This is a genomic window from Pseudogulbenkiania subflava DSM 22618, from assembly GCF_900177275.1.
GTDB classification, from domain to species: Bacteria; Pseudomonadota; Gammaproteobacteria; order Burkholderiales; family Chromobacteriaceae; genus Pseudogulbenkiania; species Pseudogulbenkiania subflava.
This window is the reverse complement of record NZ_FXAG01000026.1, coordinates 41,533-66,145: the sequence shown is the minus strand read 5'-3', so window position 1 is coordinate 66,145 and position 24,613 is coordinate 41,533. Positions and strand designations below refer to the sequence as shown.

25 protein-coding genes and 1 tRNA gene are annotated in these 24,613 nt (G+C 59.6%); 17 read left to right on the top strand and 9 right to left on the bottom strand.

Features of this window, described 5'->3' with window-relative positions; all coding sequences use genetic code 11:
- A partial coding sequence (locus tag B9N72_RS18500) for a transposase (RefSeq protein ID WP_085276575.1) occupies nucleotides 1-347 on the top strand: 347 nt, incomplete at its 5' end.
- A 79-nt stretch (nucleotides 348-426) separates the two neighbouring features.
- Here B9N72_RS18500 and B9N72_RS18495 read toward each other — a convergent pair.
- The 3 genes from B9N72_RS18495 to B9N72_RS20950 form a co-directional block, all read right to left on the bottom strand.
- A complete protein-coding gene (locus B9N72_RS18495; RefSeq protein WP_143477866.1) occupies nucleotides 427-1,590 on the bottom strand; it encodes a CCDC34 family protein in 1,164 nt (387 codons plus the stop codon).
- Nucleotides 1,591-2,042: 452 nt separating this feature from the next.
- Nucleotides 2,043-2,118 (bottom strand) — tRNA-Thr (locus B9N72_RS18490).
- A gap of 53 nt (nucleotides 2,119-2,171) precedes the next feature.
- Nucleotides 2,172-2,696 (bottom strand): hypothetical protein, encoded by a 525-nt coding sequence (locus B9N72_RS20950; protein WP_143477865.1) that lies wholly within the window; start codon nucleotides 2,694-2,696, stop codon nucleotides 2,172-2,174.
- Between the two features lie 135 nt (nucleotides 2,697-2,831).
- Between B9N72_RS20950 and B9N72_RS18485 the strand changes: the two genes are divergently transcribed.
- The 13 genes from B9N72_RS18485 (at nucleotide 2,832) to B9N72_RS18425 (ending at nucleotide 15,242) form a co-directional block, all read left to right on the top strand.
- Nucleotides 2,832-3,650 carry a basic amino acid ABC transporter substrate-binding protein gene (locus B9N72_RS18485; protein ID WP_085277681.1) on the top strand — a complete coding sequence of 273 codons (819 nt, stop codon included), beginning with the start codon at nucleotides 2,832-2,834 and terminating at the stop codon, nucleotides 3,648-3,650.
- 61 nt (nucleotides 3,651-3,711) lie between these two features.
- On the top strand, nucleotides 3,712-4,455 hold the full coding sequence (locus B9N72_RS18480) for an amino acid ABC transporter permease (protein WP_085277680.1): 744 nt from the start codon (nucleotides 3,712-3,714) through the stop codon (nucleotides 4,453-4,455).
- 140 nt (nucleotides 4,456-4,595) lie between these two features.
- Nucleotides 4,596-7,181 carry a DNA gyrase subunit A gene (gene gyrA / locus B9N72_RS18475; protein WP_085277679.1) on the top strand — a complete coding sequence of 862 codons (2,586 nt, stop codon included), beginning with the start codon at nucleotides 4,596-4,598 and terminating at the stop codon, nucleotides 7,179-7,181.
- Complete coding sequence (locus B9N72_RS18470) at nucleotides 7,178-7,645, top strand: PaaI family thioesterase (protein ID WP_085277678.1); 468 nt, start codon at nucleotides 7,178-7,180, stop codon at nucleotides 7,643-7,645. The genes gyrA and B9N72_RS18470 overlap by 4 nt, the downstream gene beginning before the upstream one ends.
- Nucleotides 7,642-8,088 carry a PaaI family thioesterase gene (locus B9N72_RS18465; protein WP_085277677.1) on the top strand — a complete coding sequence of 149 codons (447 nt, stop codon included), beginning with the start codon at nucleotides 7,642-7,644 and terminating at the stop codon, nucleotides 8,086-8,088. The genes B9N72_RS18470 and B9N72_RS18465 overlap by 4 nt, the downstream gene beginning before the upstream one ends.
- A gap of 23 nt (nucleotides 8,089-8,111) precedes the next feature.
- The gene (gene serC / locus B9N72_RS18460; RefSeq protein ID WP_085277676.1) at nucleotides 8,112-9,203 is read left to right on the top strand and encodes a 3-phosphoserine/phosphohydroxythreonine transaminase; all 1,092 of its coding nucleotides are present in this window, start codon (nucleotides 8,112-8,114) and stop codon (nucleotides 9,201-9,203) included.
- Between the two features lie 112 nt (nucleotides 9,204-9,315).
- Nucleotides 9,316-10,524 carry an MFS transporter gene (locus B9N72_RS18455; protein WP_085277675.1) on the top strand — a complete coding sequence of 403 codons (1,209 nt, stop codon included), beginning with the start codon at nucleotides 9,316-9,318 and terminating at the stop codon, nucleotides 10,522-10,524.
- Nucleotides 10,525-10,652: 128 nt separating this feature from the next.
- Nucleotides 10,653-11,243: an O-methyltransferase gene (locus B9N72_RS18450; RefSeq protein WP_085277674.1), complete on the top strand. Its 591-nt coding sequence runs from the start codon at nucleotides 10,653-10,655 to the stop codon at nucleotides 11,241-11,243.
- Nucleotides 11,244-11,245: 2 nt separating this feature from the next.
- Nucleotides 11,246-12,319: a prephenate dehydratase gene (pheA, locus tag B9N72_RS18445; protein ID WP_085277673.1), complete on the top strand. Its 1,074-nt coding sequence runs from the start codon at nucleotides 11,246-11,248 to the stop codon at nucleotides 12,317-12,319.
- Between the two features lie 43 nt (nucleotides 12,320-12,362).
- Nucleotides 12,363-12,950: an LOG family protein gene (locus B9N72_RS18440; RefSeq protein WP_085277672.1), complete on the top strand. Its 588-nt coding sequence runs from the start codon at nucleotides 12,363-12,365 to the stop codon at nucleotides 12,948-12,950.
- Nucleotides 12,951-13,037: 87 nt separating this feature from the next.
- Nucleotides 13,038-13,718 (top strand): isoprenoid biosynthesis glyoxalase ElbB, encoded by a 681-nt coding sequence (gene elbB, locus B9N72_RS18435; protein ID WP_085277671.1) that lies wholly within the window; start codon nucleotides 13,038-13,040, stop codon nucleotides 13,716-13,718.
- A 38-nt stretch (nucleotides 13,719-13,756) separates the two neighbouring features.
- Nucleotides 13,757-14,773, top strand: a complete 1,017-nt coding sequence (aroF, locus tag B9N72_RS18430) for a 3-deoxy-7-phosphoheptulonate synthase (RefSeq protein WP_085277670.1) — start codon at nucleotides 13,757-13,759, stop codon at nucleotides 14,771-14,773.
- A 22-nt stretch (nucleotides 14,774-14,795) separates the two neighbouring features.
- Nucleotides 14,796-15,242, top strand: a complete 447-nt coding sequence (locus B9N72_RS18425; RefSeq protein WP_085277669.1) for an OsmC family protein — start codon at nucleotides 14,796-14,798, stop codon at nucleotides 15,240-15,242.
- A 52-nt stretch (nucleotides 15,243-15,294) separates the two neighbouring features.
- Here the strand turns inward: B9N72_RS18425 and B9N72_RS18420 are convergent, their stop codons facing one another.
- Genes B9N72_RS18420 through dapF form a run of 3 tightly spaced genes read right to left on the bottom strand, consistent with a single transcriptional unit; the run spans nucleotide 15,295 to nucleotide 17,365 of the window.
- Nucleotides 15,295-15,858, bottom strand: a complete 564-nt coding sequence (locus B9N72_RS18420) for a hypothetical protein (protein ID WP_085277668.1) — start codon at nucleotides 15,856-15,858, stop codon at nucleotides 15,295-15,297.
- Complete coding sequence (locus B9N72_RS18415) at nucleotides 15,855-16,499, bottom strand: DUF484 family protein (protein WP_085277667.1); 645 nt, start codon at nucleotides 16,497-16,499, stop codon at nucleotides 15,855-15,857. The genes B9N72_RS18420 and B9N72_RS18415 overlap by 4 nt, the downstream gene beginning before the upstream one ends.
- Nucleotides 16,500-16,531: 32 nt before the next feature.
- A complete protein-coding gene (gene dapF / locus B9N72_RS18410; protein WP_407681308.1) occupies nucleotides 16,532-17,365 on the bottom strand; it encodes a diaminopimelate epimerase in 834 nt (277 codons plus the stop codon).
- A 111-nt stretch (nucleotides 17,366-17,476) separates the two neighbouring features.
- On the opposite strand from dapF, the gene B9N72_RS18405 reads away from it, so the two are divergent.
- The 3 genes from B9N72_RS18405 to B9N72_RS18395 are packed head-to-tail and all read left to right on the top strand — an operon-like array spanning nucleotide 17,477 to nucleotide 19,416.
- The gene (locus B9N72_RS18405) at nucleotides 17,477-18,061 is read left to right on the top strand and encodes a TetR/AcrR family transcriptional regulator (protein WP_085277665.1); all 585 of its coding nucleotides are present in this window, start codon (nucleotides 17,477-17,479) and stop codon (nucleotides 18,059-18,061) included.
- Between the two features lie 33 nt (nucleotides 18,062-18,094).
- Nucleotides 18,095-18,592: a DUF4442 domain-containing protein gene (locus B9N72_RS18400; RefSeq protein WP_085277664.1), complete on the top strand. Its 498-nt coding sequence runs from the start codon at nucleotides 18,095-18,097 to the stop codon at nucleotides 18,590-18,592.
- A gap of 11 nt (nucleotides 18,593-18,603) precedes the next feature.
- Entirely contained in the window at nucleotides 18,604-19,416 is an 813-nt protein-coding gene (locus B9N72_RS18395; RefSeq protein WP_085277663.1) for a crotonase/enoyl-CoA hydratase family protein, read from the top strand.
- 70 nt (nucleotides 19,417-19,486) lie between these two features.
- Here the strand turns inward: B9N72_RS18395 and B9N72_RS18390 are convergent, their stop codons facing one another.
- The 3 genes from B9N72_RS18390 to B9N72_RS18380 form a co-directional block, all read right to left on the bottom strand.
- On the bottom strand, nucleotides 19,487-20,719 hold the full coding sequence (locus B9N72_RS18390; protein ID WP_085277662.1) for a branched-chain amino acid ABC transporter substrate-binding protein: 1,233 nt from the start codon (nucleotides 20,717-20,719) through the stop codon (nucleotides 19,487-19,489).
- 169 nt (nucleotides 20,720-20,888) lie between these two features.
- Nucleotides 20,889-21,977, bottom strand: a complete 1,089-nt coding sequence (gene hemH / locus B9N72_RS18385) for a ferrochelatase (protein ID WP_085277661.1) — start codon at nucleotides 21,975-21,977, stop codon at nucleotides 20,889-20,891.
- Between the two features lie 91 nt (nucleotides 21,978-22,068).
- Nucleotides 22,069-24,369 (bottom strand): DNA translocase FtsK, encoded by a 2,301-nt coding sequence (locus B9N72_RS18380; RefSeq protein WP_085277660.1) that lies wholly within the window; start codon nucleotides 24,367-24,369, stop codon nucleotides 22,069-22,071.
- Nucleotides 24,370-24,613: the final 244 nt, after the last annotated feature.

Genomic DNA, 24,613 nt, shown 5'->3' with positions numbered 1-24,613 from the left:
ATTACGTGGCCCATGAACAGACCGTGCGCAAGCAAGAGGTTGAGGTCTTTTTGCAGAGTTTGGCTGAGCGATCCAGTCGTGAGCGGCCGACCTTGCTGATCCTGGATAACGCGCGGATGCACGCCGCCATCAGAGAAGATAAACGTGATGTCTGGTTGCTGGATCATGGGTTTCATCTCTGCTTTCTGCCAGCTTATAGCCCAGAGCTGAACCTGATCGAGCAGCTCTGGAAACAAGCCAAATACCACTGGCGACGATGTAAGACATGGGGTGCCACCGAATTGAAAAGCAAGGTGACCGACTTGCTGGATAGGGTTGGCACAGAACTCAAATTTAGTTATGCGTGATTACTTATAATTAAAACGAATCTCATGATTTTGCCTTTTGAAGAATAAACCAATGGTAGGGGTGGTTCGTTTTCAAAACTTAGAACATTGGGCACATCCATGGCGTAATTCCTTCTGCCCCTGCTTCTACAAAGCATTCTTGCTGTAAATGTTGGCGTTCTTGCATTTCTTGCTGATACTTTATTTCCTCCCTTTGTTGTGCCAGTTCTTTTTCTCTACACGCCTTTGGGTTGCTTTTACACCACTGGTTGTACTCAGCGATCTTTTGCTGTCTTAGTCTTGCCCTCTCCAATTCATCTTCTTTTTGCTTGGCAAGCTGTCTTTCTGCTTCGGCCTTCCTGCGTTCTTCTTCCTTTATCCTGTTGGCTTCAGCTATTTCTTGATTTCTCTTACGCTCAGCTATCATTTTGTTTAGCGAATCAACTTGATAGGCGTAGATACTTCTCATCATCATGCCTGGTCTATCTCCGGGCACAGAGGCATTAAAACTACAGCTTGATGCGTTGCGAGCGATGCTGATGTTGTAGAAGTAGGTATTGATGCTAGGCTTTGTGTTGCGAGTGCAAAGCTCGTTGGCTTTTTTGAGATTAAGCAACTTCTCCGTTCTTGGGAAAATAAGGCTTAATCTATTGCTGTAGGAATCGTATAAATTTGCTCCGCTATACAAGGCGGCCAGCAAGTTGCTTGCATCTTGATCACCTTGGGAGGAGGCTTTTGATAGGTAGCTGACTGCATTCTTATAGTTGCCAACAGATAGCTCAATCTGCCCAGCAAACAATAGTGCTTCCTGATGATTGGCTTGAATTAGTTCATTGAGGATGGGACGTGCTCGCGTGTTGATTTTCATCAGCGATAGTGGTGTCGCTGGCGGGCAGGGCATGTATTGCTTACAGATGATGTCTTTGTATTTGTATTTAGAGAACAGCCACTTGTTTACATAAAAATAGGCCAGCTCGAACTTTTCATCGGCTGTAGCGTTGTTCTGTTCGTATTTCTTTTCAAGTTCATCTAGATTTTTTGGGGGGTCTATGAAGTCATAAACTGCAGTGGTTTCTCTAACATCCCAAAACCCTCCCTCATACATATTTTGAGGAACACTATTGTTATATGCTGTTGCTGTATTTTTTATTGATTTGAGGCTCAGTGGCGTGTTGATGATTTGATCGACCACATAGCTAGTGTTACCAGCACAGCCCTGCAGACCGAGAGCAATGAGTAGCGGCACAAAGGACAGTTTAGTCATGAGAGTTGCTATAACGTGTTGGGAATTTTCGCTGGATAGGCGGCTGACCGATGAGTCATCGGAGGGGGGTGAACTGTTGCCAATGCCTGACATAGAGGTAGCCATCCACTTGATGTCTACAGCATATATGTTGTTGACCTATTTATCCAATGGTTGCAATGTCAACGGCACGTTTGGCAGACGGCAGCAGGGGAGGGAGGAGAATGGACCTTGGAAACCTACCGTTTCCAAACCTTCCGTCAAGCCCCACCCGAACCCAAGTTGAGAAGGCCAACTTGTGCCCTCTGTGGCTTCCCAGTGAACGGCGTAGGGGGAGGTTAGAACGCAAAAAAGCAACCCGAAGGTTGCTTTTCTGGTTGCGTACTAGCAACAGGCGGTTGCCTATGGGTTGCTTAGCTTGCTGTGCTACACCAAGGGTTTACCTATAAATAGCTGCAAACCCTTGATTTTATTGGTGCCGGTGAAAGGAGTCGAACCCTCGACCTTCTGATTACAAGTCAGCTGCTCTACCAACTGAGCTACACCGGCGAGTTGTGAATTTTGATGAAAATCGTCACTTTTGGCAAGCCCACCCGAGCGTTTTATTTTCTACGTTTATGGGTAAGAGGCTTTTTCTTTACCGTTTTCAACGGCTTCTTGTGAATTGTCCGGGCTTTACTGTTTGATTTTGCCTTGCCATGTAAAGTGGCAGGAGCCTTCTTCACATGCTTCGTGCGCACAGGTTTGCGCGCAACCAGACGCGCCTTCTTGCCTTCCTTCACATGGTGCTTTCCGGCTTGGCGGTAAGTTGTCGTATGGCGCTTGAGCACGTTCGTTTTATGCCGGCCCTTGAGCGACGCTCTTGGCTTGTGCAACGGCTGACGATGGCGGGTGGCCTGCTTTTTGCTCTGAGCCTCTGCATGCCCGGCAGCCGGCGCGGCACTGCTCCGAGGTTTCTCCTGGTGTGCCGGAGGTGCAACCGGGGCCGGTGCCCTCGATTGTTTGGCCGGCTGGGCGGGTTGGAAATCCCCCGGCAACGGGGCATCCTCCAGCTCAGCCTGTGCGGGCAGGGAGGCCAGCAAAAAACTGCTTGCCAAAAACAGCAAAGCAAGATGTTTATATTTCATGCGCTCACTACTTTTATGCTGGATGCAAGTCCGCCACACGCCCACCGTGCGGATTGTGCAGTAAATAACAAATTTTTATATTACCATGCGGCTGCTTGTACAACGAGTGGCTTACTACAAAAGGGAGCTATACCAATGAAACAAACCAGAAGAACCTTGCTGGCCGGCCTGCTTTTGTCGGCTTTTGCTCTGACCGCCTGCGGCAAGAAAGCCGAAGCTCCTGCTGAGCAAGCCGCCAGCAGCGCACCGGCGCAAGCCACTGCGGCAGCAAAAGAGTACCTGGTCGGCAGCGATGCCAGCTACGCTCCGTTCGAATTCCTGAATGACAAAAAAGAAGTCCAAGGTTTCGACGTCGAGGTACTGACCGCGGCGGCAGAAAAGGGCGGTTTCAAGATCAAGTTCGTCAACACCCCGTGGGAGGGGATGTTCGCCACCCTCGATCAGGGTGATCGCGACCTGCTGGCTTCGGCCATCACCATCACCGACGAACGCAAGAAGAACATGGACTTCTCCGATCCGTACTTCGAAGCGCGTCAGTTGATTGCCATCGGCAAAAATGTCGCCGATGTCAAAACCTTCCAGGACCTGAAGAACAAGAAGGTGGCTGTACAGACTGGCACCACCGGCGACGAAGTCGTGCAAAAACTGCTGGGCAAGACCAATCCCAACATCAAGCGCTTCGAGAGCATGCCGCTGGCCCTGAAAGAGCTGGAAAATGGTGGTGTGGACGCTGCCGTGGGCGATAACGGCGTGGTCAGCAACTACGTGATCAACAACCCGCAAAACGGTCTTGCTACCGTCGAAGACACCAAGAGCTTTGCTCCGGAGTACTACGGCTTCGCCGCCAAAAAAGGTAATGCCGAGGCACTGGCCAAGGTTAACGCTGGCCTGAAAGCCATCAAGGCTGATGGCACCTACGATGCGATCTACAAAAAATATTTCGCCAAGAAATAACTAAGTTGGTGCAGCAATCCTGGCCGGCATTGCCGGCCAGGCGTTTTATAGGGGCATAAATATGAATTTCCGCTGGGAAATGATCACCGAATATCTTCCGCTGTTCATTGACGGTGCGAAGATGACCTTGCTGATCACGATCGTCGCCGTGGTTTTCGGCACGCTGATTGGCTTGTTCATGGGCGTGGCGCGCCTGGCCGAAGGTAAGCACGGCATCAGCAAGATCATCTTGCGCTACCTGGTCCGCCTGCCGGCGACGGCCTATGTGACATTCTTCCGTGGCACACCGCTGTTCGTGCAGATTCTGCTGGTGCACTTTGCCCTGATGCCGATGCTGATCCACCCGGTGGACGGCATCATCCTGAGCGGTGATGTTGCACGCGAAATCCGCCAGAACTATGGCGCCTTCATTTCCGGCCTGCTGGCCCTCACCCTGAACGCCGGCGCTTACATTACCGAAATTTTCCGCGCGGGCATCCAGTCCATCGACAAAGGACAGATGGAAGCCGCGCGTTCGCTGGGCCTCAGTTATGGGCAGGCGATGAAAGCCGTCATTGTGCCGCAGGCCTTCCGCCGCATGCTCCCCCCTCTGGGCAACGAAGCCATCATGCTGCTCAAGGATAGCTCGCTGGTTTCGGCCATCGGCCTGGCCGAACTGGCGTTTGCGGCACGCACGGTGGCAGGCGTCTACTCCCGCTACTGGGAGCCTTACCTGACCATCTCCTTCCTTTACCTTGCTCTGACCATGCTGATGGCCTGGGGTATCGGCCGACTGGAGAAACGCTTCCAGATCGCCAGCCGTTGAGGCGCGAAGCACAGACGAACAATGGCCGGAATTTCCGGCCATTTTTGCATCTGGCCACCCGCTCTTAGCGCCATGCGCCGAAGCCTCCCTCGTGGTAGAATCTAGAGCATTTGCCATCAGAAGAAGACAAGCATTTACCCATGACAGATCAGTTTTTCGCCAAGGAAACGATTCCGATCAGCCTTGAAGAGGAGATGCGCCGTTCCTATCTCGATTACGCGATGAGCGTCATCGTGGGACGAGCCCTTCCTGATGTGCGTGATGGTCTGAAGCCAGTACACCGCCGCGTGCTGTTCGCCATGCACGAGCTGTCCAACGACTGGAACCGGGCCTACAAGAAATCGGCCCGTATCGTCGGCGACGTCATCGGTAAGTATCACCCCCACGGCGACTCGGCCGTGTACGACACCATCGTTCGCATGGCGCAGGATTTCAGCCTGCGCTACCCGCTGATCGACGGCCAGGGCAACTTCGGTTCGGTGGACGGCGACAACGCCGCCGCCATGCGATACACCGAAATCCGCATGGCGCGCATCGCGCACGAACTGCTGGCCGACATCGAGAAAGAAACCGTTGATTTTGGGCCGAACTACGACGGCTCGGAGCAAGAGCCGCTGATTCTGCCGGCCAAGATCCCCAACCTGTTGATCAACGGCAGTTCGGGCATTGCCGTGGGCATGGCCACCAACATCCCGCCGCACAACCTCAACGAGGTGATCGACGGCTGCCTCGCGGTACTGGCCAGCAGCGACATCACCATTGATGAGCTGATCGACATCATTCCCGCACCGGACTTCCCGACCGCCGGCATCATCTACGGCACCGCCGGGGTAAAGGAAGGCTACCGCACCGGTCGCGGCCGCGTGATCATGCGTGCCCGTACTCACTTCGAGGATATCGGCAAAGGCGACCGCCAGGCCATCATCGTCGACGAGCTGCCGTACCAGGTAAACAAGGCGCGCCTGCTGGAACGCATCGGCGAACTGGTACGCGACAAGCAGATCGAGGGTATTTCCGACCTGCGCGACGAGTCGGACAAATCCGGCATGCGCGTGGTGATCGAGCTCAAGCGCGGCGAAATGCCGGAAGTGGTGCTCAACCACCTCTACAAGCTGACCCAGTTGCAGGACAGCTTCGGCATCAACATGGTGGCACTGGTGGATGGCCAGCCACGCCTCCTGAACCTCAAGCAGATTCTCGAGGAATTCCTGCGCCACCGCCGCGAGGTGGTGACCCGTCGCACCATCTTCGAACTGCGCAAGGCACGCGAACGCGGCCACATCCTCGAGGGTCTGGCGGTTGCGCTGTCCAATGTCGACGAGATCATCGCGCTGATCAAGGCATCGGAAACCCCGCCGGTCGCCAAGATCGCCCTGATGGAGCGTGAGTGGCGCTCGCCACTGGTCGAGGAGATGCTCGCGCGCGTCGATCAGGACAAGGCACGCCCGGATGGGCTATTGCCGGAATTCGGCCTGAAGGACCAGGGTTACAAGCTGTCGGAAGTCCAGGCCCAGGCCATTCTCGAACTGCGCCTGCAGCGCCTGACCGGACTGGAGCAGGACAAGATCGTCGGCGAGTACCGCGAGATCATGGAAGTCATCCTCGACCTGATCGACATCCTAGCTCGCCCGGAACGCATCAACCAGATCATTTCCGATGAACTGAACGCGATCAAGACCCAGTTCGGCGATGCCCGCCGCTCCGAGATCGAACCGTTCGGTGGCGACATCAACATCGAGGATCTGATCACGCCGCAGGACATGGTGGTCACTGTTTCGCACAGCGGCTACATCAAGACCCAGCCGGTTGATGACTACCGTTCGCAACGCCGTGGCGGGCGCGGCAAGCAGGCCGCCGCCACCAAGGACGACGATTTCATCGAAACGCTATTCGTCGCCAACACCCACGATTACGTGCTGTGCTTCTCGTCGTTTGGCCGTTGTTACTGGATCAAGGTCTACGATCTGCCGCAAGGCGGTCGCAACAGCCGCGGCAAGCCGATCGTCAACGTGCTGCCGCTGGCCGAAGGCGAAAAGATCAACGCCATGCTGCCGGTGAAAGAGTTCCGCGACGACCAATTCGTCTTCATGTGTACCGCCAACGGCACCGTGAAGAAGACCCCGCTGGTCGACTTCTCCCGTCCGCGTACGGCCGGCATCATCGCCGTCAACCTGGACGAGGGCGACAACCTGATCGGTGTGGCGCTGACCCACGGCGACGACCAGGTGATGCTGTTCTCGAATGCCGGCAAGGCGGTGCGCTTCAGCGAGACCGACGTGCGCGCCATGGGCCGCAACGCCACCGGCGTGCGCGGCATGATGCTGGGCGAAGGACAGCAGGTGATCTCGCTGCTGGTAACCTGCTCGGAAGACCAGATGGTGCTGACCGCCAGCGATGGCGGCTACGGCAAGCGCACTCGCGCCGGCGAGTTCCGCCATACCAGCCGAGGCACCCAGGGCGTCATCGCCATGGATCTGACCGACAAGACCGGCCTCAAGCTGGTGGCGGCGAGCCTAGTGGAAGAAACCGACGACGTGATGCTGATCACCACCGGCGGCGTCCTGATCCGCACCAAGGTGTCCGAAGTCCGCGAGACCGGCCGCTCCGCCCAGGGCGTCCGCCTGATCAACCTGGACGAAGGCGAGAAGCTGATCAGCCTGGTCAAGGTCGCCGAAGGCGAGGACGACGAGGAGGAAGAAGCCGTAGAAGAGGGCGGCGAGGCATGATAGCGACCCCGGTCAATCCCAAGGTATTCGAACCGATGGGGCAGCTGTTCGTATCGCTGCCGCATTGTGCGACTCTCGGGTTCCAATACCTGGGAGCGGACGGCCGCAAGCCGGTGCTGAAGGTCGACTGGCGCGAAGACCTGGTCGGCAACCCGGCGACCGGCGTGGTGCATGGCGGGATCATTACCTCGCTGGTGGACACCACTAGCGCGGTGGCGGTCACAGCCCATCTGGAGCGCTTCGAAACCATCGCCACGCTCGACCTGCGCATCGACTACCTGAAGGCCGCTACGCCGGGCAAGGCCATCTACTGCCGCGCTGAATGCTACCGGCTGGCCAGCCAGGTCGCCTTCACCCGGGCGGTGTGCTATCACGACAATCCGGACGATCCGATCGCCCACGGGGTTGCCACCTTCATGCGCGAATCGAGCCCTTTGCCGATGTTGCAGGAGCCCAAGGCATGAGCGACTTCATGGAGCAGTTTGCCGAACTGCGCGACCAAAAGCGTTTCCAGGACATCGTCGACGCCATTCCCTATGCCCGCCTGATGGGCGTGGAACTGGGGGAGGACGAATCAGGCGAGCTACTGTTCAGCCTGCCGTTTCATGAGCGCAACGTGGGCAACACCGTGCTGCCCGCCCTGCATGGCGGCCTGATTGGCGGCTTCCTCGAAAACGCGGCGATGATCCACCTGATCTGGAACCGCGAATCGCTGGACACGCCGAAAATCGTCGACTTTTCGCTCGACTACCTGCGAAGCGGTCGCCCCAAGACGCTGTATGCGAGCTGCGAAATCACCAAGCAGGGCAAACGCGTCGCGCATGTATTGATCGAAGCCTGGCAGGAAGACCGCAGCAAACCGGTTGCTGTCGCCCGGGCGCACTTCCTGCTGGCCACCACCAGCTGACTGAACCGATATCAAGGACAGACATGGCCAAGGTATACAACTTTTCCGCCGGACCCGCCGTTTTGCCTCACGCCGTATTGGCCGAAGCCCAGAGCGAGATGCTCGACTGGCACGGCTCCGGCATGTGCGTGATGGAAATGAGCCATCGTGGCAAGGAGTTCATGGAAATCATCCATGACGCCGAGCACGACCTGCGCGAGCTAATGCAGATCCCGAAGAACTACAAGGTATTGTTCCTGCAGGGGGGGGCATCGCTGCAGTTCGCCATGCTGCCGCTCAACCTTCTGGGCGACAAGAAGTCGATCGACGTGGTCAACACCGGCCACTGGTCGAAGCTGGCCATCAAGGAAGCGAAGCGTTACGCCAACGTCAACGTCGTCGCCTCCAGCGAAGACCGCAACTTCACCTACGTGCCGGCGGAAGAGACCTGGCAACGCGACCCGGATGCGGCGTACCTGCATTACACCTCGAACGAGACCATCGGCGGCTTGCAGTTCCCCTTCATCCCGTCTTCGGCCAACGGTGTGCCGCTGGTTTGCGACATGTCGTCCGACTTCCTCTCGCGCGAGGTGGACGTCAGCCAGTTCGGCCTGATCTACGCCGGCGCCCAGAAGAACATCGGCCCGTCCGGACTGACCGTGGTCATCGTGCGCGAAGACCTGCTGGGCAAAGCCCTGCCCAGCACGCCGACGATGCTGAACTACCAGGTTCATGCCGATGCCGACTCGATGTACAACACCCCGGCCACCTATCCGATCTACATCGCCGGCCTGGTATTCAAGTGGCTGAAGGAGCTGGGCGGCATCAAGGGCATGGCCGCACGCAACGACGAGAAGGCCGGCCTGCTGTACCACGCCATCGAATCCAGCAACGGCTTCTACTACAGCACGGTGGACGCGCCGTTCCGCTCGAAGATGAACGTGGTGTTCCGCCTCAAGGACGAGTCGCTGGAAGACACCTTCCTCAGCGAAGCCAAGAAGAACGGCTTGGTGCAGCTCAAGGGCCACCGCGCGGTTGGCGGCATGCGTGCGTCGATCTACAACGCCATGCCGATCGAAGGCGTCAAGGCGCTGGTCAGCTTCATGATGGATTTCGCCCGTCAGCACAGCAGCTGATTGTTCTCCATTTCGTAACGATGAGTTCTGGACCCGCGCCACTGGCGCGGGTTTTTTGTTGCCGGCCGGCGCTATATGATGGCAGGCCATACACCTTGTACTGTGACCTGTCATGAACCCAGCCATTCGCCGACTCCTGATCGCAGGGGGCGTCATTGTTTCCCTCAGCATGGGCATACGCCACGGTTTCGGCTTCTTTATGCCGCCATTGACCGCTGCCTTTGGCTGGACCCGCGAGGCCTTTGCCCTGGCGCTTGGCCTGCAGAACCTGGTCTGGGGGGCATCCCAGCCCTTTGCCGGCGCCCTGGCCGATCGTTACGGCCCTGGCCGGGTGCTATTGGGCGGAACCTTGCTCTATGTAGCCGGACTGCTGATGATGACCGTCTCCGCCTCGCCCGGCCTGTTCTCATTATCCGCCGGGGTTCTCATCGGGTTGGCCCTGTCCGGCACCACCTATAGCGTGATCTTCGGTGTACTGGGACGCTGTGTGCCGGCCCACCTGCGCTCGCGGGCCATGGCGATTGCCGCTGCCGCAGGATCGTTCGGCCAGTTCGCCATGGTGCCGATCGAGCGGGGTCTGATCGATGGTCTAGGGTGGATTCCGGCCCTGCTGATCCTGTCCGTCGCGGCCTTGCTGATGCTGCCGGCCTCGCGCTTGCTGGTGCAGCACGATCAGCATGCCTCCGGCGCCGATCGTCATGGCCTGCTGCTCAATATGTGGCGGACCTTCCGCGGTGCCTGGCAGGAGAAGGGGTTCCGGTTGCTCATGGCGGGGTATTTCGTATGCGGCTTCCAGGTCGTGTTCATTGGCGTGCACCTACCGGCCTACCTGCGTGACCATGGACTCGGAGGCGGAGTCGCCAGCATGGCGTTGGCACTGATCGGCCTGTTCAACATCTTCGGCACCATGCTGTTCGGAGAGCTGGGCTCCCGTTGGTCCAAACCGTACTTGCTGGCCGGCATCTACCTGTCACGCAGCGTGATCATCGCCTTGTTCCTGTGGGCGCCGCTCAGCCCCGTGTCGGTCGGTGTGTTCGCCGCCGCTATTGGCTTCCTGTGGCTGTCGACGGTCCCCCTGACCAACGGCATCATCGCCAGCCAGTTCGGTGTGGCGCATCTGGGCATGCTGTCGGGCGCCGTATTCTTCTCGCATCAGGTGGGCAGCTTTGCCGGGGTGTGGCTGGGCGGAGCCATCTACGACGCCACCGGCAATTACAACTTGGTGTGGGCGCTCGCCATCACCCTCGGCATTGCAGCCACGCTGGTCAACCTGCCGATCCGCGAGACGGCCTCCAAGGCGCTGGCACTGCAGGGGTCCTGACCATGTGGACCTGGCTGTCCGGCATCGCGCTTGGCATCGCCTTGCTGCTGACCACGCTGGCTTACCTCGAGCCGGGCTTCATGCTAAGTTTATCCAACTTGATTGTCATATGTTTTTAAGGAGGCAACATGTTGGAGGCAGAAGCCCTGGGCAAGCTCCAGGCACTGTGGGAAGAGGGCGAGCGGCACGACGCGCACTGCACCGAGCGCCGCGAAAAATGCCTGAACATCACCATGGATACCGGCCGCTTCCTGTACCAGCTGGTCCGCTTTTCCGGCAGCCGCCACATTCTGGAGATCGGCACCTCTAACGGTTTCTCGACGATCTGGCTGGCGCTGGCAACCAGGGCCAGCGGAGGGCGGGTAATCAGCCTCGACGTACTGGCCGCCAAGCAGCAGCGGGCACGTGAGAATCTCGCTTCCTTCGGCGTGGAATCCCGGGTGGAACTGGTGCTGGCCGACGCCACAGACTGGCTGGCCGGGGCACCGCCAGCCAGCATCGACCTGCTGTTTCTCGACGCCGAACGCCGCCATTACCCCAGCTACTGGCCGGATATCCAGCGCGTGCTGCGGCCCGGCGGCTTGGTGGTAATGGACAATGCACAGTCCCATCAGGACGAATGCCGCGATTTTGTCGGGCAAGTGCTTGCGACGGACGGCTATCTCGCGGAAACTTACACGATTGGAAAAGGCCAGTTTGTCATACTGAAAGACGGATAATCGTGTCTGAAGAACTTCTCAAGCAACATCGCGACGCCATCGACGCCATCGACGAAACCATTCTCAAACTGATCAACGAGCGCGCCAGCCATGCCCGCGAGATCGGAGAAATCAAAGGCGGGGGCGTGATCTACCGCCCCGAGCGCGAAGCGCAGGTGCTGCGCCGCGTCAAAGACCACAACCCGGGCCCGCTGCCTGGGGAGTCGGTCGCCCGTCTGTTCCGCGAAATCATGTCGGAATGCCTGGCGCTGGAAAAACCGTTGTCCGTCGCCTACCTCGGCCCGGAGGGCACCTTTACCCAGCTCGCGGCCATCAAGCACTTCGGCCATGCCGCCCATACCGTTGCCTGCAGCTCCATCGACGAGGCCTTCCGCCTAGTCGAATCCCGCGCCCTCGATTACGTTGTGGCACCGGTGGAAAACTCCACCGAAGGGGCCATCGGACGCACCCTCGACCTGATGATTTCTTCTCCTCTGAAGATTTGCGGCGAAGTGGTCCTGCGTATCCATCACCACCTGCTGCGCGGCGCGGAAGGAACCAACGGCATCCGCCGCGTCTACGCCCACGCCCAGGCGCTGGCACAATGCCACGAATGGCTCAACAAGAACCTGCCGGCCGACGTCGAGCGCGTATCCGTGGCCAGTAACGCCGAAGCGGCACGACTGGCAAGCGAGGACACCAGTGCGGCCGCCATCGCCGGGCAGGCCGCTGCCGAGCGCTACAACCTGAACAAAATCGCCGAGAACATCGAGGACGAACCCAACAACACCACGCGCTTCCTGGTGCTGGGACATCAAGACGTGACGCCGTCAGGCAAGGACAAGACCTCGATCATCGTCGCGGCACCCAACCGTCCAGGTGCCGTGCATTCGCTCCTGGCGCCGGTCGCCGACAATGGCGTGTCGATGACCAAGTTCGAGTCCCGCCCGTCGCGCGCAGGTCTGTGGGACTACGTGTTCTTCATCGACATGGAAGGACACCGTAGCGAGGAACACGTCGCCAAAGCTCTCGAAGGGTTGGCCGAACGCACCTCCTTCGTCAAGGTACTCGGCTCCTACCCGGTTGCCGTCATCTGAACACGTTGGCCGAAGCGTCGGCCAACCTCCTGGCTATCCTGTAATGAAACTGGAATCACTTTGTCTGTTTTGCGGCTCGAACCGCGGTGGCCGGCCTGAGTACGCCGATGCCGCGCGCCAGCTGGGCACCACCTTGGCCGAGCAGGGCCTGACCCTGGTCTACGGCGCTGGCAGGATCGGCCTGATGGGCGTCGCTGCGGATGCGGCCCTGGCCGCTGGCGGCCGCGTCGTCGGCTTCATCCCTGAATTCCTCCAGGCCAAGGAAGTGGCCCATCTGGGGCTCGACGAGATCCACATTACAGAAACCATGCACCAGCGCAAGGCGCTGATGGCGGAACGTGCCGATGGCTTCATCGCGTTGCCAGGTGGGCTCGGTACCTTCGACGAACTGTTCGAGATTCTGACCTGGGGCCAGTTGTCGGTACACAGCAAGCCGGTGGGGCTGCTGAACGTCGCAGGCTTTTTCGATCCGCTGCTGGCCATGGTGCGCCACGCGGCACAGGAAGGCTTCATGCGCGAGGAAAACCTGTCGTTGTTCGTCGTGGCCGACAACATCGACGACCTGCTGGCCGGCATGCGCGCCTATCAGCCGCGCGAAGCGGACAAATGGCTGGAACTGTCCCGCACCTGAGCACTCCGCTTGACCACCCCTGATCCGAGGGGATGACGAAGAGTATATTGGGCCGGACCTGTTCCGGCCCCGACCGAGGGAAATGCCATGAATCAGACTGTTGCTATCGTCTTGTCCGGCTGCGGCGTCTACGACGGAAGCGAAATCACCGAAGCCGTCGGCGTCATCATCGCCCTGTCCCAAGCCGGCTTGCCTTACACCTTCTACGCCCCCGACCGCGCCCAGATGCACGTCATCGATCACGCCCGCGGGCAGGAGAGCAGCGAAACCCGCAGCATTCTCAGCGAGGCGGCGCGCATCGCGCGCGGCAATATCCGTCCGCTGACGGAACTGGACGCAGCCCAACATAGCGCCATCGTCTTCCCCGGCGGTTTCGGTGCTGCCAAGAATCTGACGACCTTCATCAAGGACGGCAAGGATGCCGTGCTCTACGATGATGTCGCTGCAGCGGTGAGACCTTTCGTCCAGCAACACAAGCCGGTTGTCGCGCTGTGCGCTGCTCCGCTGGTACAGGGACTGATCGCCCGTGAAGAAGGACTGGCCGGGGTTAAAATCACCTTTGGCAGCTACGCGGAAGGCCACGCCATGGCCGACGCCTTGACAAGCTGGAGCCAGACCCACGTCGAGACACCGGTCGACCAGGCCTGCGTCGACCTCGCGCACCGTTTCGTTTCCGCCCCGGCCTACATGTACGGTGAGGCGACTCCCGCCGAGGTGTTCGCTTCATGCCAGGCGGCGGTCACCGCACTCAAATCGCTGCTGAGCTGATCATCGGCCGGCCATTTTCTAGATAAGCAGGAAGTTTCATGATCATCGTCATGGCCAGCAAGGCCTCGCCAGAGCAGGTCGCCGCCGTCACCGCCAAGATTCGCGCCGCAGGGTTGGCCGAACACGTTTCCTGCGGCACAGAACGAACCATCATCGGCGCCATCGGCGACGAGAGAGCACTGACACCCGACATGTTCGAGCTGATGCCCGGGGTGGAACGGGCGATGCGAGTCATGAAGGAATACCGTATTGTCTCGCGCGAGGCTCAGCCGACCGATACCGTCGTCAGAGTGCGCGGAGTGCCGATCGGCGGCGAGACCGTGCAGATCATCGCCGGGCCTTGCTCGGTGGAAACACCGGAACAAATGGCGCTGTCGGCGGCGGCCGTGGCCGATGCCGGCTGCAGGCTGATGCGAGGAGGCGCCTTCAAGCCGCGCAGCAGCCCCTACAGCTTCCAGGGGCTCGGCGTGGAAGGGCTGGATTATCTGCAGCAGGCGGCACACCAATACGGCCTCCCGGTGGTCACCGAGCTGATGGACGTGCGCATGCTCGACACCTTTCTGGAACATGACGTCGACGTCATCCAGATTGGGGCGCGCAATATGCAGAATTTCGACCTCCTCAAGGAAGTCGGCCGCATCAACAAGCCGGTCATCCTCAAGCGCGGGCTGGCCGCCACGATCAGTGAATGGCTGATGGCCGCCGAGTACATCGCTGCTGGCGGCAATCACAACATCATTTTCTGCGAGCGCGGCGTACGCAGCTTCGAAACCGCCTACCGCAACATGCTCGACGTGACGGCGATTCCGGTTTTGAAAAAGGAAAGCCACCTGCCGGTCATCGTCGACCCCAGCCATGCCGGCGGCAAGGCCTGGCTGGTTCCCGCTCTCGCCAAGGCCGCCCTGGCGGCGGGTGCCGACGGCCTGATGGTAGAAATGCACCCCAACCCCTGCGAAGCCTGGTGCGACGCCGACCAGGCGCTGACCCCGGCAGAACTGAAGGCGTTGATCGGCGAACTGCGTCCCCTGGCGCAGGCCTTGGGACGAAATTTGTAACGCACTGAAAACGAGGTTCAGTATGAGCGGCGACGTCATTTCGATCAGCCTGGTACAGCAACAAGACTTCCAGTTCCGTAACGATTTCGGCGCCTCGGTGCCGCCATTGGTAACCGACGAACCGCCCCCCCTTGGCCAGGGCGAGGGGCCGGCGCCTCAGCAATTGCTGCTCGCGGCCGTGGCCAATTGCCTGAGCGCCAGCCTGCTGTTTGCCTTACGTAAGTTCAAACAGCAGGCCGAGCCGCTACAGACAGCAGCGTCCTGCCTGATCGACCGCAACGAAAACGGACGACTGCGGGTGATGTCGATCGATGTCACGTTGCGACTGGGACAACCCGCCAGCGGCATCGACCATCTCGATCGTATCCTGGGAGGATTTCAGGAGTACTGCACGGTGTCGCAGAGTGTCGGCCGCGGCATCCCCATCCGGGTGCAGGTGCAGGATGCCGATGGCTCATTTCTGATGTGATCTTGCGCGCTTCCGCCCCAAAGGGAGAAGCGCGCCACTGCCAAGGATGGTTTCAGATCAGGGTCAAGAGCCGTGGGGTCCACCGTACTGCAACCGCCAGAACAGCCAAGGGCACCAGCCAAGCCAGGATGGCGGAGCCTCGGCGCATGAAATTATCCGCCCCCAGCTGCTGGGCGTCTCGCCACAGCCGCATCCGGTACCAGAAGTAGCCGATACCAGCCAGCAACGGCGGGAAGAACAAATACAGCCACCACGACTGCCACGGCAACGCCACGGACAGCAGCGCAACAGCGAGGTTAAGCGCGAGCTGGGAGTAAAAATAGGCCGTTAGTTCGGATAGTCCTTCTGCCGACCCGACACCCGACTTCATGGTGCAGGCGAACCAGAGCAGCGCAGACACCGCCATCCACGCATAGGGATAGAGCAACGGCAGCCACAAGGCGATACCGGCCAGCGAGGGCAGGGCGGCCTTGCTCAACCATGCCGTGACCAGGTAACCGGCGACAAGCACTGCCCACGCAATAGCGCTGCCACTGCGTAACACCCGCCACATGGCATGCAGAATGTAACTGCCCAACGCAAGTAACAGGACATCCTGCAGCAAACTATCCGTCATGCCGCAGCAAGCAGGCGCTCGAGCGAGACGGTGATCAGTTCGCCGATCTGGGACAAATAGTGCGTCTGCATATCGGCAGTAAAGCGCTGAGGGTCGCTGCTGGCCAGGACGACCAGCCCGAAAGCCTCGCCAGCCGTGTTTTTCAGCGGAATCATGGCGAAGGACTCGAGAGTGGGCTCAGGCGGAAACCAGCTCAGCACTTGGTCATTGGCATACGGTCCACAGCACGGGCCGGACAGGTTCCCCGCCAACACCTTGATTGCCTGACGGCCGTTGTAGAGGTGCGGCAGCGCCACGGCAGACGGGTGCCACAGGCGCAGCGCGCAACGCTCCAGCCCGAACTCGTGCTCGAAACACTGCAGCAGGGTGCCGGCCAGGCCCTCCAGGTCGCGCGAGCGGGACAGCGTCAAGGCCAGCTGATGGGTACGATTGACGATGAGATCATTGCTTTCGGCGTTCCGCACCAGCTGGCTCAGACGGCTTTCCATCTGGCGATTGCGCTCGCGCAACTCGAGCACCTGACGTTCGGCGAACGGCACTATGGTAGTCGCCTGAATGGGTTGCAGGCCGAAACGGCTGGCGTGTTGCAACAGGAAATCCGGGTTGTCATCGAGAAAGCTCAGCACCTGGTCCGTCAGCATCGGTACATCCTTAACTAGGCAGGGGACGGGACTTAAAGAGAAATCTCACCGGTAAATACGGTGACGGCAGGGCCGGTCATCAGTACCGGTTGACCCACCCCATCCCAGTGGATACTCAAATCACCACCCCGGGTATGCACCTTGACGGTATGGTCGAGCAGACCACGTCGTATGCCGGCCACCACGGCAGCGCACGCTCCGGTGCCGCAGGCGAGGGTTTCCCCGGCACCACGCTCATACACCCGTAGACGGATTTCCTCGCGTGACACGATCTGCATGAAGCCCGCGTTGACCCGCTCTGGGAAGCGTGAGTGCAATTCGATCACCGGCCCGAGTTCCGCCACCGGGAAGCTGTCGACATCGTCGACGACCTGGACGGCATGCGGGTTGCCCATCGAGACCACGGAAATATCGCATTGCCGGCCCGCCGCATCCAGCAGGTAGGTCAGCGCCTCCTCTTCGGCGGCAAACGGTATCTCCGCCGGCTTGAAGCGGGGCACTCCCATGTCGACCGTTACCGTCCCGTCGGCCAGCAACTGGGGGACAATCACCCCCTTGGCTGTCTCGACACGAATGGCTTCTTTGGAGCTCAACCCTTGCTCGGCGACGAAGCGGGCGAAACAGCGTGCCCCGTTACCGCATTGCTCCACTTCGCTGCCATCGCTATTGAAAATGCGGTAGCGGAAATCATTTTCGCCGGAGCCCGACGGCTCGACCAGCAACAGTTGGTCAAAACCGATGCCGAACTGGCGATGACCCAGTTCCTTGATCTTCTGCGGGGTCAGGTCGACATGCTGCCGTACCCCATCGATCACCATGAAGTCATTGCCCAAGCCATGCATCTTGCTGAATTTCAGTTTCATCATTCCTGATCCGGTGAACCGGGGTTTGCACCAAATAAAAAGCATCATACCGTATCCCCGAGCATGTCGGCATGTTGCATTGACACCTTACTAACCAGTAAGTAGAGTGATTTCATGAAACCTGTATCCAATGCATCAAAAGACACCCAGAAACGCATTCTGGACATCGCCGAGCAGCTACTGCTGACGCGCGGATTCAACGCATTCAGCTACCAGCACATCAGTAGCGCCCTAGGGGTGCGTAACGCCGCCGTCCACTACCACTTTCCACGCAAGACCGACCTCGGTGTCGCGCTGGTCCAACGCTATCGGCGCCGCTTTGCCCGTTTCATGGAGGCCCACGCCAGCCTCGACCCGCTACAACAGCTGGAAGGCTATTTCGAGCTCACCGACGCCTACTTCCAGCAGGACGAACAAATCTGCCCGAGCGGCATCCTCACCACCGAATATCACACCCTGCCGGAAGAGATCCAGCTTGAAGCCAACGCCTTCATCACCGAGATGCGTGACTGGGCGAAAACCATCGCCCGGCGCGGCCGGGACGAGAGGGTCATGACCTACCCAGGCACCCCGGAGGCCATGGGCGAGGTGATGTTTGCCGCTCTGCAGGGCGGGCTGCAACTGGCGCGGATCGATGCAGGCATCCTCGACACGATCAAACAACAAATTCGCGACCTGCTGAAGGTCGAGAAATCATAAAGGCAGATCACTGCCGTCAACACGAGGAAGACGATGGAGTACAAGAAAAACAGCATGAGCCGGATCGCCGACAAGGCATCCCGGCTACCCGAGGGGCTACGCAGCTTCGTTTTGACCCGCCTGTTTGGCCGGCTGGTTCCGTTTCTGGGAACCGCCGGCCTGTGTTTCGTGGAGGTCGGGCACGAGCGGCTGACCGTCTCGCTGCAAAACCGGCGCAAGGTGCAGAACCACATCAAGGGCGTACATGCTGCAGCCATGGCTCTGTTGGCCGAAACCGCCAGCGGCTTCGTAGTCGGCATGAACGTTCCGGACAGCAAACTGATGCTACTCAAATCCATGCACGTGGATTATCTCAAGCGTTCGCAGGGCAGCATGAAAGCGACGGCGATACTCACGCCCGACCAGATTCGCCGCATGCACGAGGAGGAGAAGGGGGATGCTGCGATTGAAGTCGTGGTAACCGACGAATCCGGCGAGTCGCCGATCCGCTGTGAAATGATCTGGGCCTGGGTGCCCAAGAAACGGGCGTGAGGAGCAAGAACATGGATTTTGACACCCTGACCCTGAGCGTCGACGATCACGTCGCGCAGGTCAGCTTCAATCGCCCCAACAAAGCCAACGCACTGAACGAAACCATGTGGCAGGAGCTCGGTACCGCCATGGAGTGGTGCGATACTGAGCCGGACGTCCGGGCCATCGTTCTTGCCGGCGAAGGGGCGCACTTCTGTTCGGGAATCGATCTGTCCATGTTGCTTGGCGTGCAGCAGACGATACAGGACCCTTGCGAAGGAAGAAAACGAGAGAAACTCCGCACCCTCATCCTGCGCCTGCAAGACGCGGTAACGAGCTTGGAGCGCTGCCGCAAACCGGTCATCGCCGCGATTCACGGTGCATGCCTCGGCGGCGGCCTGGACATCGCACTGGCTGCCGATATCCGCCTGGCGGCCGCTGACGCCGTGTTTGGCGTCAGGGAAATCGATATCGGCATGGTGGCTGACGTCGGCACCTTGCAACGGCTGCCCACCATCGTCGGTGAAGGTGTGGCCCGGGAAATGGCTCTCACCGGTCGCGAGGTGAGGGCCGAGGAAGCCCAAGCCATTCGCCTGGTCAACCGGGTGCTGCCTGATCGGGCCAGCCTGCAAGCCGAGGCACTCTCGATGGCACGGCTGATTGCAGAGAAGTCGCCGCTCAGCGTTCGCGGCAGCAAGGAAGTGATGAACTACAGCCGCGACCATTCGGTAGCCGATGGCCTGAACTATGTCGCCACCTGGAATGCAGCCATGCTGCTGTCCGACGACATTCAACGCGCGGCCATCGCTGCCATGCAAGGCCAGCCAGCCGTGTTCAACAACTGAGTGCGGCTCGTCATCGGGAAGGCACAAAAAAAACGGCGCCGAAGGCGCCGTTTTAACTTGCAGGAATCGATTACTGGGCGGCGCTGGCAGCCGGAGCAGCAGCGGCGGCAACCGGTTCGCCACCCACGGTGGAGACCACTTCCCACTTGCCATTCTTGACCTGGTAAACAGTCACCGCGCCGTTCTTGATGTCGCCCTTGTCGTCGAACGAGATCTTGCCGGTTACACCGGTGTAGCTGGTCTTGCCCACTTCAGCCAGGTATTTCTTCGGATCGGTCGAGCCGGCACGCTTCATGGAGTCGACCAGAACACGAACGGCATCGTACTCGTACGGAGCGTAGATCTGCACTTCGGTGTTGAACTTGGCCTTGAACTTCTTATCGAATTCGGCAAAGCCCGGCATCTTGTCACGCGGCACGCCGCAGCTGGAAGCCAGTTGGCCTTCGGAAGCATCGCCGGCCAGCTTGATGAATTCCGGAGTCTGCCAGCCATCGCCACCCATCAGTTTGGCCTTGATACCCAAGCGCTTCATCTGCTTGGCCAACGGGCCAGCCTGGGCGTCCATGCCGCCGTAGAATACCACGTCAGGCTGGGTGGCCTTGATCGAGGTGAGGATGGCGTTGAAGTCGGTGGCGGTGTTGGTGGTGAATTCGCGCTTCACCACATTGACACCCTTGCCCTTGACGGCCTTCTCGAATTCGTCGGCCAGACCCTGACCGTACGCGGTACGGTCATCGATGATGGCGACTTTCTTGGCTTTCAGGCCATCGGCGGCAAACTGGCCAAGAGCGGTGCCTTGCTGCACATCGTTGGCGATGACGCGGAAGGTGGTCTTGAAGCCTTGCTTGGTGTAGTCGGGGTTGGTGGCAGACGGGGAAATCTGCGGGATGCCAGCATCAGAGTAGATCTTGGAGGCCGGGATGGTGGTGCCGGAGTTCAGGTGACCAACAACGCCGACCACACCGGCGTCGACCAGGCGCTGAGCAACCTGGGTGCCGATTTTCGGGTCGCCTTGGTCGTCTTCGGAAACCAGTTCGAACTTGACTTTCTTGCCGCCGACTTCGATGCCTTCGGCATTCAGGTCTTCGATAGCCAGTTGTGCGCCGAATTCGTTGTCTTTGCCCAGGTGGGAGATCGGGCCGGTCATCGGAGAAACTTGGCCGATCTTGACAACGGTTTGACCGCTGGCTTCCGCTTGCGGGGCAGAAGCGCCGCCTTCAGCGGCTTTTTGTTCTTGCTTGCCGCAAGCAACCAGCGTAACGGCAGCAGCAGCGATGAGGCTCAGACGAGCGTATTTGTTCATGTTCGATTTCCCCTGATCTTATCTATGTAGATTTAGCGATCTATATGTTTACCGGCAGGTCTATTCTTTTGGAATAGCTCCCAGCTGCAAATGATTATGCGCAGGCACTTTCACCCTGTCAACGAACTGAATGACACAAATCCGACAAAAATAAACAGGCAGGACTCGGCTACTTGGTGGCGCCAATACTCCTGGCCCGAAGCAGCCGTTGCTCGGCCGGCTCGGCAGCGAGTGACTCCCAACCGGCAAGGTTCTTCTCGACCAGGCCAGCCAATGCCGCAATCCATTGCGGGCTGTCGTTAAGACAGGGGATATAGCGGTATTCGCCGCCCCCATGGGTCAGAAAGGTTTCCTTGCCTTCCATCGCCATTTCCTCGAGGGTTTCCAGGCAATCGGAGACGAACCCGGGGCAGATGACGTCGACCCGAGCAGTATGGTTTTTTCCCAACTGGGCCAGCACTTCCGAGGTGTAGGGCTTCAGCCATTCAGCCCGGCCGAAACGGCTCTGGAAACAGACAACGTACTGATCCTTGCCCAGCCCCAGTTCCTCCGCCAGCAAACGCCCGGTCTTTTGACACTCGCAGTGATAGGGATCTCCCTTGTCCAGGGTAAAGCGCGGCACGCCATGAAAACTCATGACCAGCTTGTCAGCACGACCATGCCGCTGCCAGTGCGCCCGAACCTGCTCCGCCAGGGCGCGGATATAGCCGGGATCATCGTGAAAATGTCGCACCGTGCGCAACTCGGGCATGTTGCGCAACTTCATCAGGGTGCGGAACACGTCATCGAGCGCGGTGGCACTGGAAGAGGCGGCGTACTGAGGGTAAAGCGGCACGACCAGGAGACGCTCCACCCCTTGACTGCGCATGCCGGTGATGACCTGCTCTACGGAAGGGAAGCCATAGCGCATGGCGAAATCGACGACCAGGTTGCGGTGCCCGTTCTCGCCCAGGTAACCGCGCAACAGCTTGGTTTGGCGCTGCGTATGGGCGAGCAGGGGAGAGCCTTCCTTGCCCCAGATCGCCGCATATTTTTCTGCCGACTTGCGCGGTCGGGTGTTGAGGATGATGCCGTTGAGAATCAGCCACCACAAGGCGCGGGGGAGTTCGACCACTCGCGGATCGGACAGGAATTGCTTGAGATAGGGACGCAGGGCCTTGCCGGTGGGCGCGTCCGGCGTACCCAGGTTGAGCAGCAACACACCGGTCTTGGGAGTGTAGTCGTGCTGAAAGGCGGGTTCTTTGTTGTAGAGGGACATGGTGTGTCCTTAAGGGGTAGCAGTAGGCACAAAAGGCAGCAGACAAAAAAACGGCAGCCGGGTAAGGCGGCTGCCGTCAGGCTGGGGTGAATCAGTCGTCCCTGGCGGGAACCAGCACGGAGCGATTGCCGTTGGTTTCCATCGGCGAGACCAGGCCGGCGCTTTCCATCTGCTCGATCAGGCGGGCGGCGCGGTTATAGCCGATACGCAGGTGGCGCTGTACAGAGGAAATCGACGCCTTGCGGGTTTTCAACACGATGGCCACGGCCTCGTCATAGAGGGCATCGGCTTCGCCCCCTTCGCCGCCGCCAGACGCATCGAATCCACTGCCGTCGTCGCTTTCTGCCTGGCCGGAGAGGATGCCTTCGACGTAGTCGGGCTCGCCGGTGGTCTTGAGATACTCCACAACCTGATGCACTTCGTCATCGGCGACGAAGGCGCCGTGTACCCGTAGCGGGTAACCGGTGCCCGGCGGCAGATAGAGCATGTCCCCCTGACCCAGCAGCGCCTCGGCGCCCATCTGGTCGAGAATGGTTCGCGAGTCGATCTTGCTCGAGACCTGGAACGCGATGCGGGTCGGGATATTCGCCTTGATGAGGCCGGTAATGACGTCCACCGACGGACGCTGGGTGGCCAGGATGAGGTGAATGCCGGCGGCGCGGGCCTTTTGCGCGAGACGCGCAATCAGTTCTTCAATCTTCTTGCCGGCGACCATCATCAGGTCGGCCAGTTCGTCGATGACCACGACGATGAGCGGCAGCGTCTCCAGCGGCTCGGGCGTTTCGGGTGTCAGCGAGAACGGGTTCGGGATCTTCTGCCCGGCCTTGTCGGCGTCCTTGATCTTCTGGTTGTAGCCGGCGAGGTTGCGCACGCCGAGCTTGGACATCAGCTTGTAGCGCTTTTCCATCTCGGCCACGCACCAGTTGAGTGCGTTGGCAGCCTGCTTCATGTCGGTGACCACGGGCGCCAGCAGATGCGGAATGCCTTCGTAGATCGACAGTTCGAGCATTTTCGGATCGACCATGATCAGGCGCACTTCACGCGGCGTCGCCTTGTACAGCAGCGACAGGATCATGGCGTTGATGGCGACCGATTTACCCGACCCCGTGGTGCCCGCCACCAGCACGTGCGGCATCTTGGCCAGATCGGCCGAGATCGGCTGGCCGGCGATGTCCTTGCCCAGCGCCATGGTCAGGCGCGAGGTGAGGTTCTGGTAGGTTTCCGAGCCGATGATCTCCGACAGACGGACGATCTGACGTTTCGGGTTGGGCAACTCCAATCCCATGTAGGTCTTGCCGGGAATGGTTTCCACCACACGGATGGAGACCAGCGACAGGGCCCGCGCCAAGTCCTTCATCAGGTTGACGATCTGGGCCCCCTTGACGCCCACGGCCGGTTCAATTTCGTAGCGCGTGATCACCGGCCCCGGGTAGGCGGCGATGACCTTCACTTCGACGCCGAAGTCGGCCAGCTTGCGTTCGATCAGGCGCGAGGTGTACTCGACCGTTTCCTGCGATACCGACTCAGTCTGCTCCTTGGGCGGCTCCAGCAGTGCCAGTCCCGGCAGTTCGCCATCACCCGGCGCTGAGAACAACGATTGTTGCACCGGTTTTTGCACCTTGGGCGAGACGGGTACCTCAAGCACCGGCGGCTCGATACGCACCGGCGGTTTTTCTTCGGCTTTTTTCTTTTCGGTGGTGACCTTGTTTTCGCGCTGTTGCGCTACTTCGCGTCCGATTTCGCGGTCCTTGCGCGCCTGCCAGGCGTACCACGCTTTGAGAGCGTTCTCTTCGATGGCGGTACCGATCCGCTCCATCAGGTCGAGCCACGACAGGCCGGTAAACAGGGACAGGCCGATGGCGCCTAACACCGACAGCAGCAACGTGGCGCCGGGAAGGCCAAAGGCGCGAGAAGCGGCATTGCCGAAAAAGTGCCCCAGCATGCCGCCGGCAGCAAGCGGCAGCCGGAGTGCCTTGCCAGCCAGGAACAGGCCTTCCAGCCCGGCACTGGCCAAAAGCAGCATGAAGAAGCCGGCGATGGCGGCGACGGTCATCGGATTGAGGCGCAGCCCTAGCGTTTCGATGCGCTTGTAGCCCCAACTGATAGCCACCAGACAGAACACCACCACCCACCAGGCGGAGAGACCAAATAGATAGAGCATCAGGTCCGAGACCCAGGCACCGAAGGCGCCGCCGTAGTTGCGCACCGAAGGGTCTGGTGAACTGTGCGACCAGGATGGGTCGTGCGGCGAGTAACTGGCTAGGATAAGGACGAGGTATACCGCGGCCACCGCCATCAATAACCACCAGGCCTCGCGCAACAGGCTGACGAGACGGGGAGGGAGCGGGGTCGAATTATTCTTGACGACGGCCTTTCGCTTGAAAAGTCGCATTTTTTCTCTGGGAAGGCGATGACAGTGGGAGATTATAGCCCGAGCCGGCGCGGATTCGTATTGCGGCGTTGAGCCCGCGTCGAGCAGGCCAATGCCTCCGAGCCCAGGCAGCACGGACAGTCATGACATTTGAAACGACGCAGCGGGCGCATTGAAGCGCCATGCCGGGACCACCGCCACCCCATTGTTTGACGGAGGAGCGGCGGCGTGCCGATTGCCTATCTCATAGAAGTGACAGACAGCA

What these genes read in the sequence shown, in the direction of transcription:
- B9N72_RS18495 (WP_143477866.1), bottom strand. Translation starts at nt 1,590, where the DNA reads ATGACTAAACTGTCCTTTGTGCCGCTACTCATTGCTCTCGGTCTGCAG.
- B9N72_RS20950 (WP_143477865.1), bottom strand. Translation starts at nt 2,696, where the DNA reads ATGAAATATAAACATCTTGCTTTGCTGTTTTTGGCAAGCAGTTTTTTG.
- B9N72_RS18485 (WP_085277681.1), top strand. Translation starts at nt 2,832, where the DNA reads ATGAAACAAACCAGAAGAACCTTGCTGGCCGGCCTGCTTTTGTCGGCT.
- B9N72_RS18480 (WP_085277680.1), top strand. Translation starts at nt 3,712, where the DNA reads ATGAATTTCCGCTGGGAAATGATCACCGAATATCTTCCGCTGTTCATT.
- gyrA (WP_085277679.1), top strand. Translation starts at nt 4,596, where the DNA reads ATGACAGATCAGTTTTTCGCCAAGGAAACGATTCCGATCAGCCTTGAA.
- B9N72_RS18470 (WP_085277678.1), top strand. Translation starts at nt 7,178, where the DNA reads ATGATAGCGACCCCGGTCAATCCCAAGGTATTCGAACCGATGGGGCAG.
- B9N72_RS18465 (WP_085277677.1), top strand. Translation starts at nt 7,642, where the DNA reads ATGAGCGACTTCATGGAGCAGTTTGCCGAACTGCGCGACCAAAAGCGT.
- serC (WP_085277676.1), top strand. Translation starts at nt 8,112, where the DNA reads ATGGCCAAGGTATACAACTTTTCCGCCGGACCCGCCGTTTTGCCTCAC.
- B9N72_RS18455 (WP_085277675.1), top strand. Translation starts at nt 9,316, where the DNA reads ATGAACCCAGCCATTCGCCGACTCCTGATCGCAGGGGGCGTCATTGTT.
- B9N72_RS18450 (WP_085277674.1), top strand. Translation starts at nt 10,653, where the DNA reads ATGTTGGAGGCAGAAGCCCTGGGCAAGCTCCAGGCACTGTGGGAAGAG.
- B9N72_RS18440 (WP_085277672.1), top strand. Translation starts at nt 12,363, where the DNA reads ATGAAACTGGAATCACTTTGTCTGTTTTGCGGCTCGAACCGCGGTGGC.
- elbB (WP_085277671.1), top strand. Translation starts at nt 13,038, where the DNA reads ATGAATCAGACTGTTGCTATCGTCTTGTCCGGCTGCGGCGTCTACGAC.
- aroF (WP_085277670.1), top strand. Translation starts at nt 13,757, where the DNA reads ATGATCATCGTCATGGCCAGCAAGGCCTCGCCAGAGCAGGTCGCCGCC.
- B9N72_RS18425 (WP_085277669.1), top strand. Translation starts at nt 14,796, where the DNA reads ATGAGCGGCGACGTCATTTCGATCAGCCTGGTACAGCAACAAGACTTC.
- B9N72_RS18420 (WP_085277668.1), bottom strand. Translation starts at nt 15,858, where the DNA reads ATGACGGATAGTTTGCTGCAGGATGTCCTGTTACTTGCGTTGGGCAGT.
- B9N72_RS18415 (WP_085277667.1), bottom strand. Translation starts at nt 16,499, where the DNA reads ATGCTGACGGACCAGGTGCTGAGCTTTCTCGATGACAACCCGGATTTC.
- dapF (WP_407681308.1), bottom strand. Translation starts at nt 17,365, where the DNA reads ATGATGAAACTGAAATTCAGCAAGATGCATGGCTTGGGCAATGACTTC.
- B9N72_RS18405 (WP_085277665.1), top strand. Translation starts at nt 17,477, where the DNA reads ATGAAACCTGTATCCAATGCATCAAAAGACACCCAGAAACGCATTCTG.
- B9N72_RS18400 (WP_085277664.1), top strand. Translation starts at nt 18,095, where the DNA reads ATGGAGTACAAGAAAAACAGCATGAGCCGGATCGCCGACAAGGCATCC.
- B9N72_RS18395 (WP_085277663.1), top strand. Translation starts at nt 18,604, where the DNA reads ATGGATTTTGACACCCTGACCCTGAGCGTCGACGATCACGTCGCGCAG.
- B9N72_RS18390 (WP_085277662.1), bottom strand. Translation starts at nt 20,719, where the DNA reads ATGAACAAATACGCTCGTCTGAGCCTCATCGCTGCTGCTGCCGTTACG.
- hemH (WP_085277661.1), bottom strand. Translation starts at nt 21,977, where the DNA reads ATGTCCCTCTACAACAAAGAACCCGCCTTTCAGCACGACTACACTCCC.
- B9N72_RS18380 (WP_085277660.1), bottom strand. Translation starts at nt 24,369, where the DNA reads ATGCGACTTTTCAAGCGAAAGGCCGTCGTCAAGAATAATTCGACCCCG.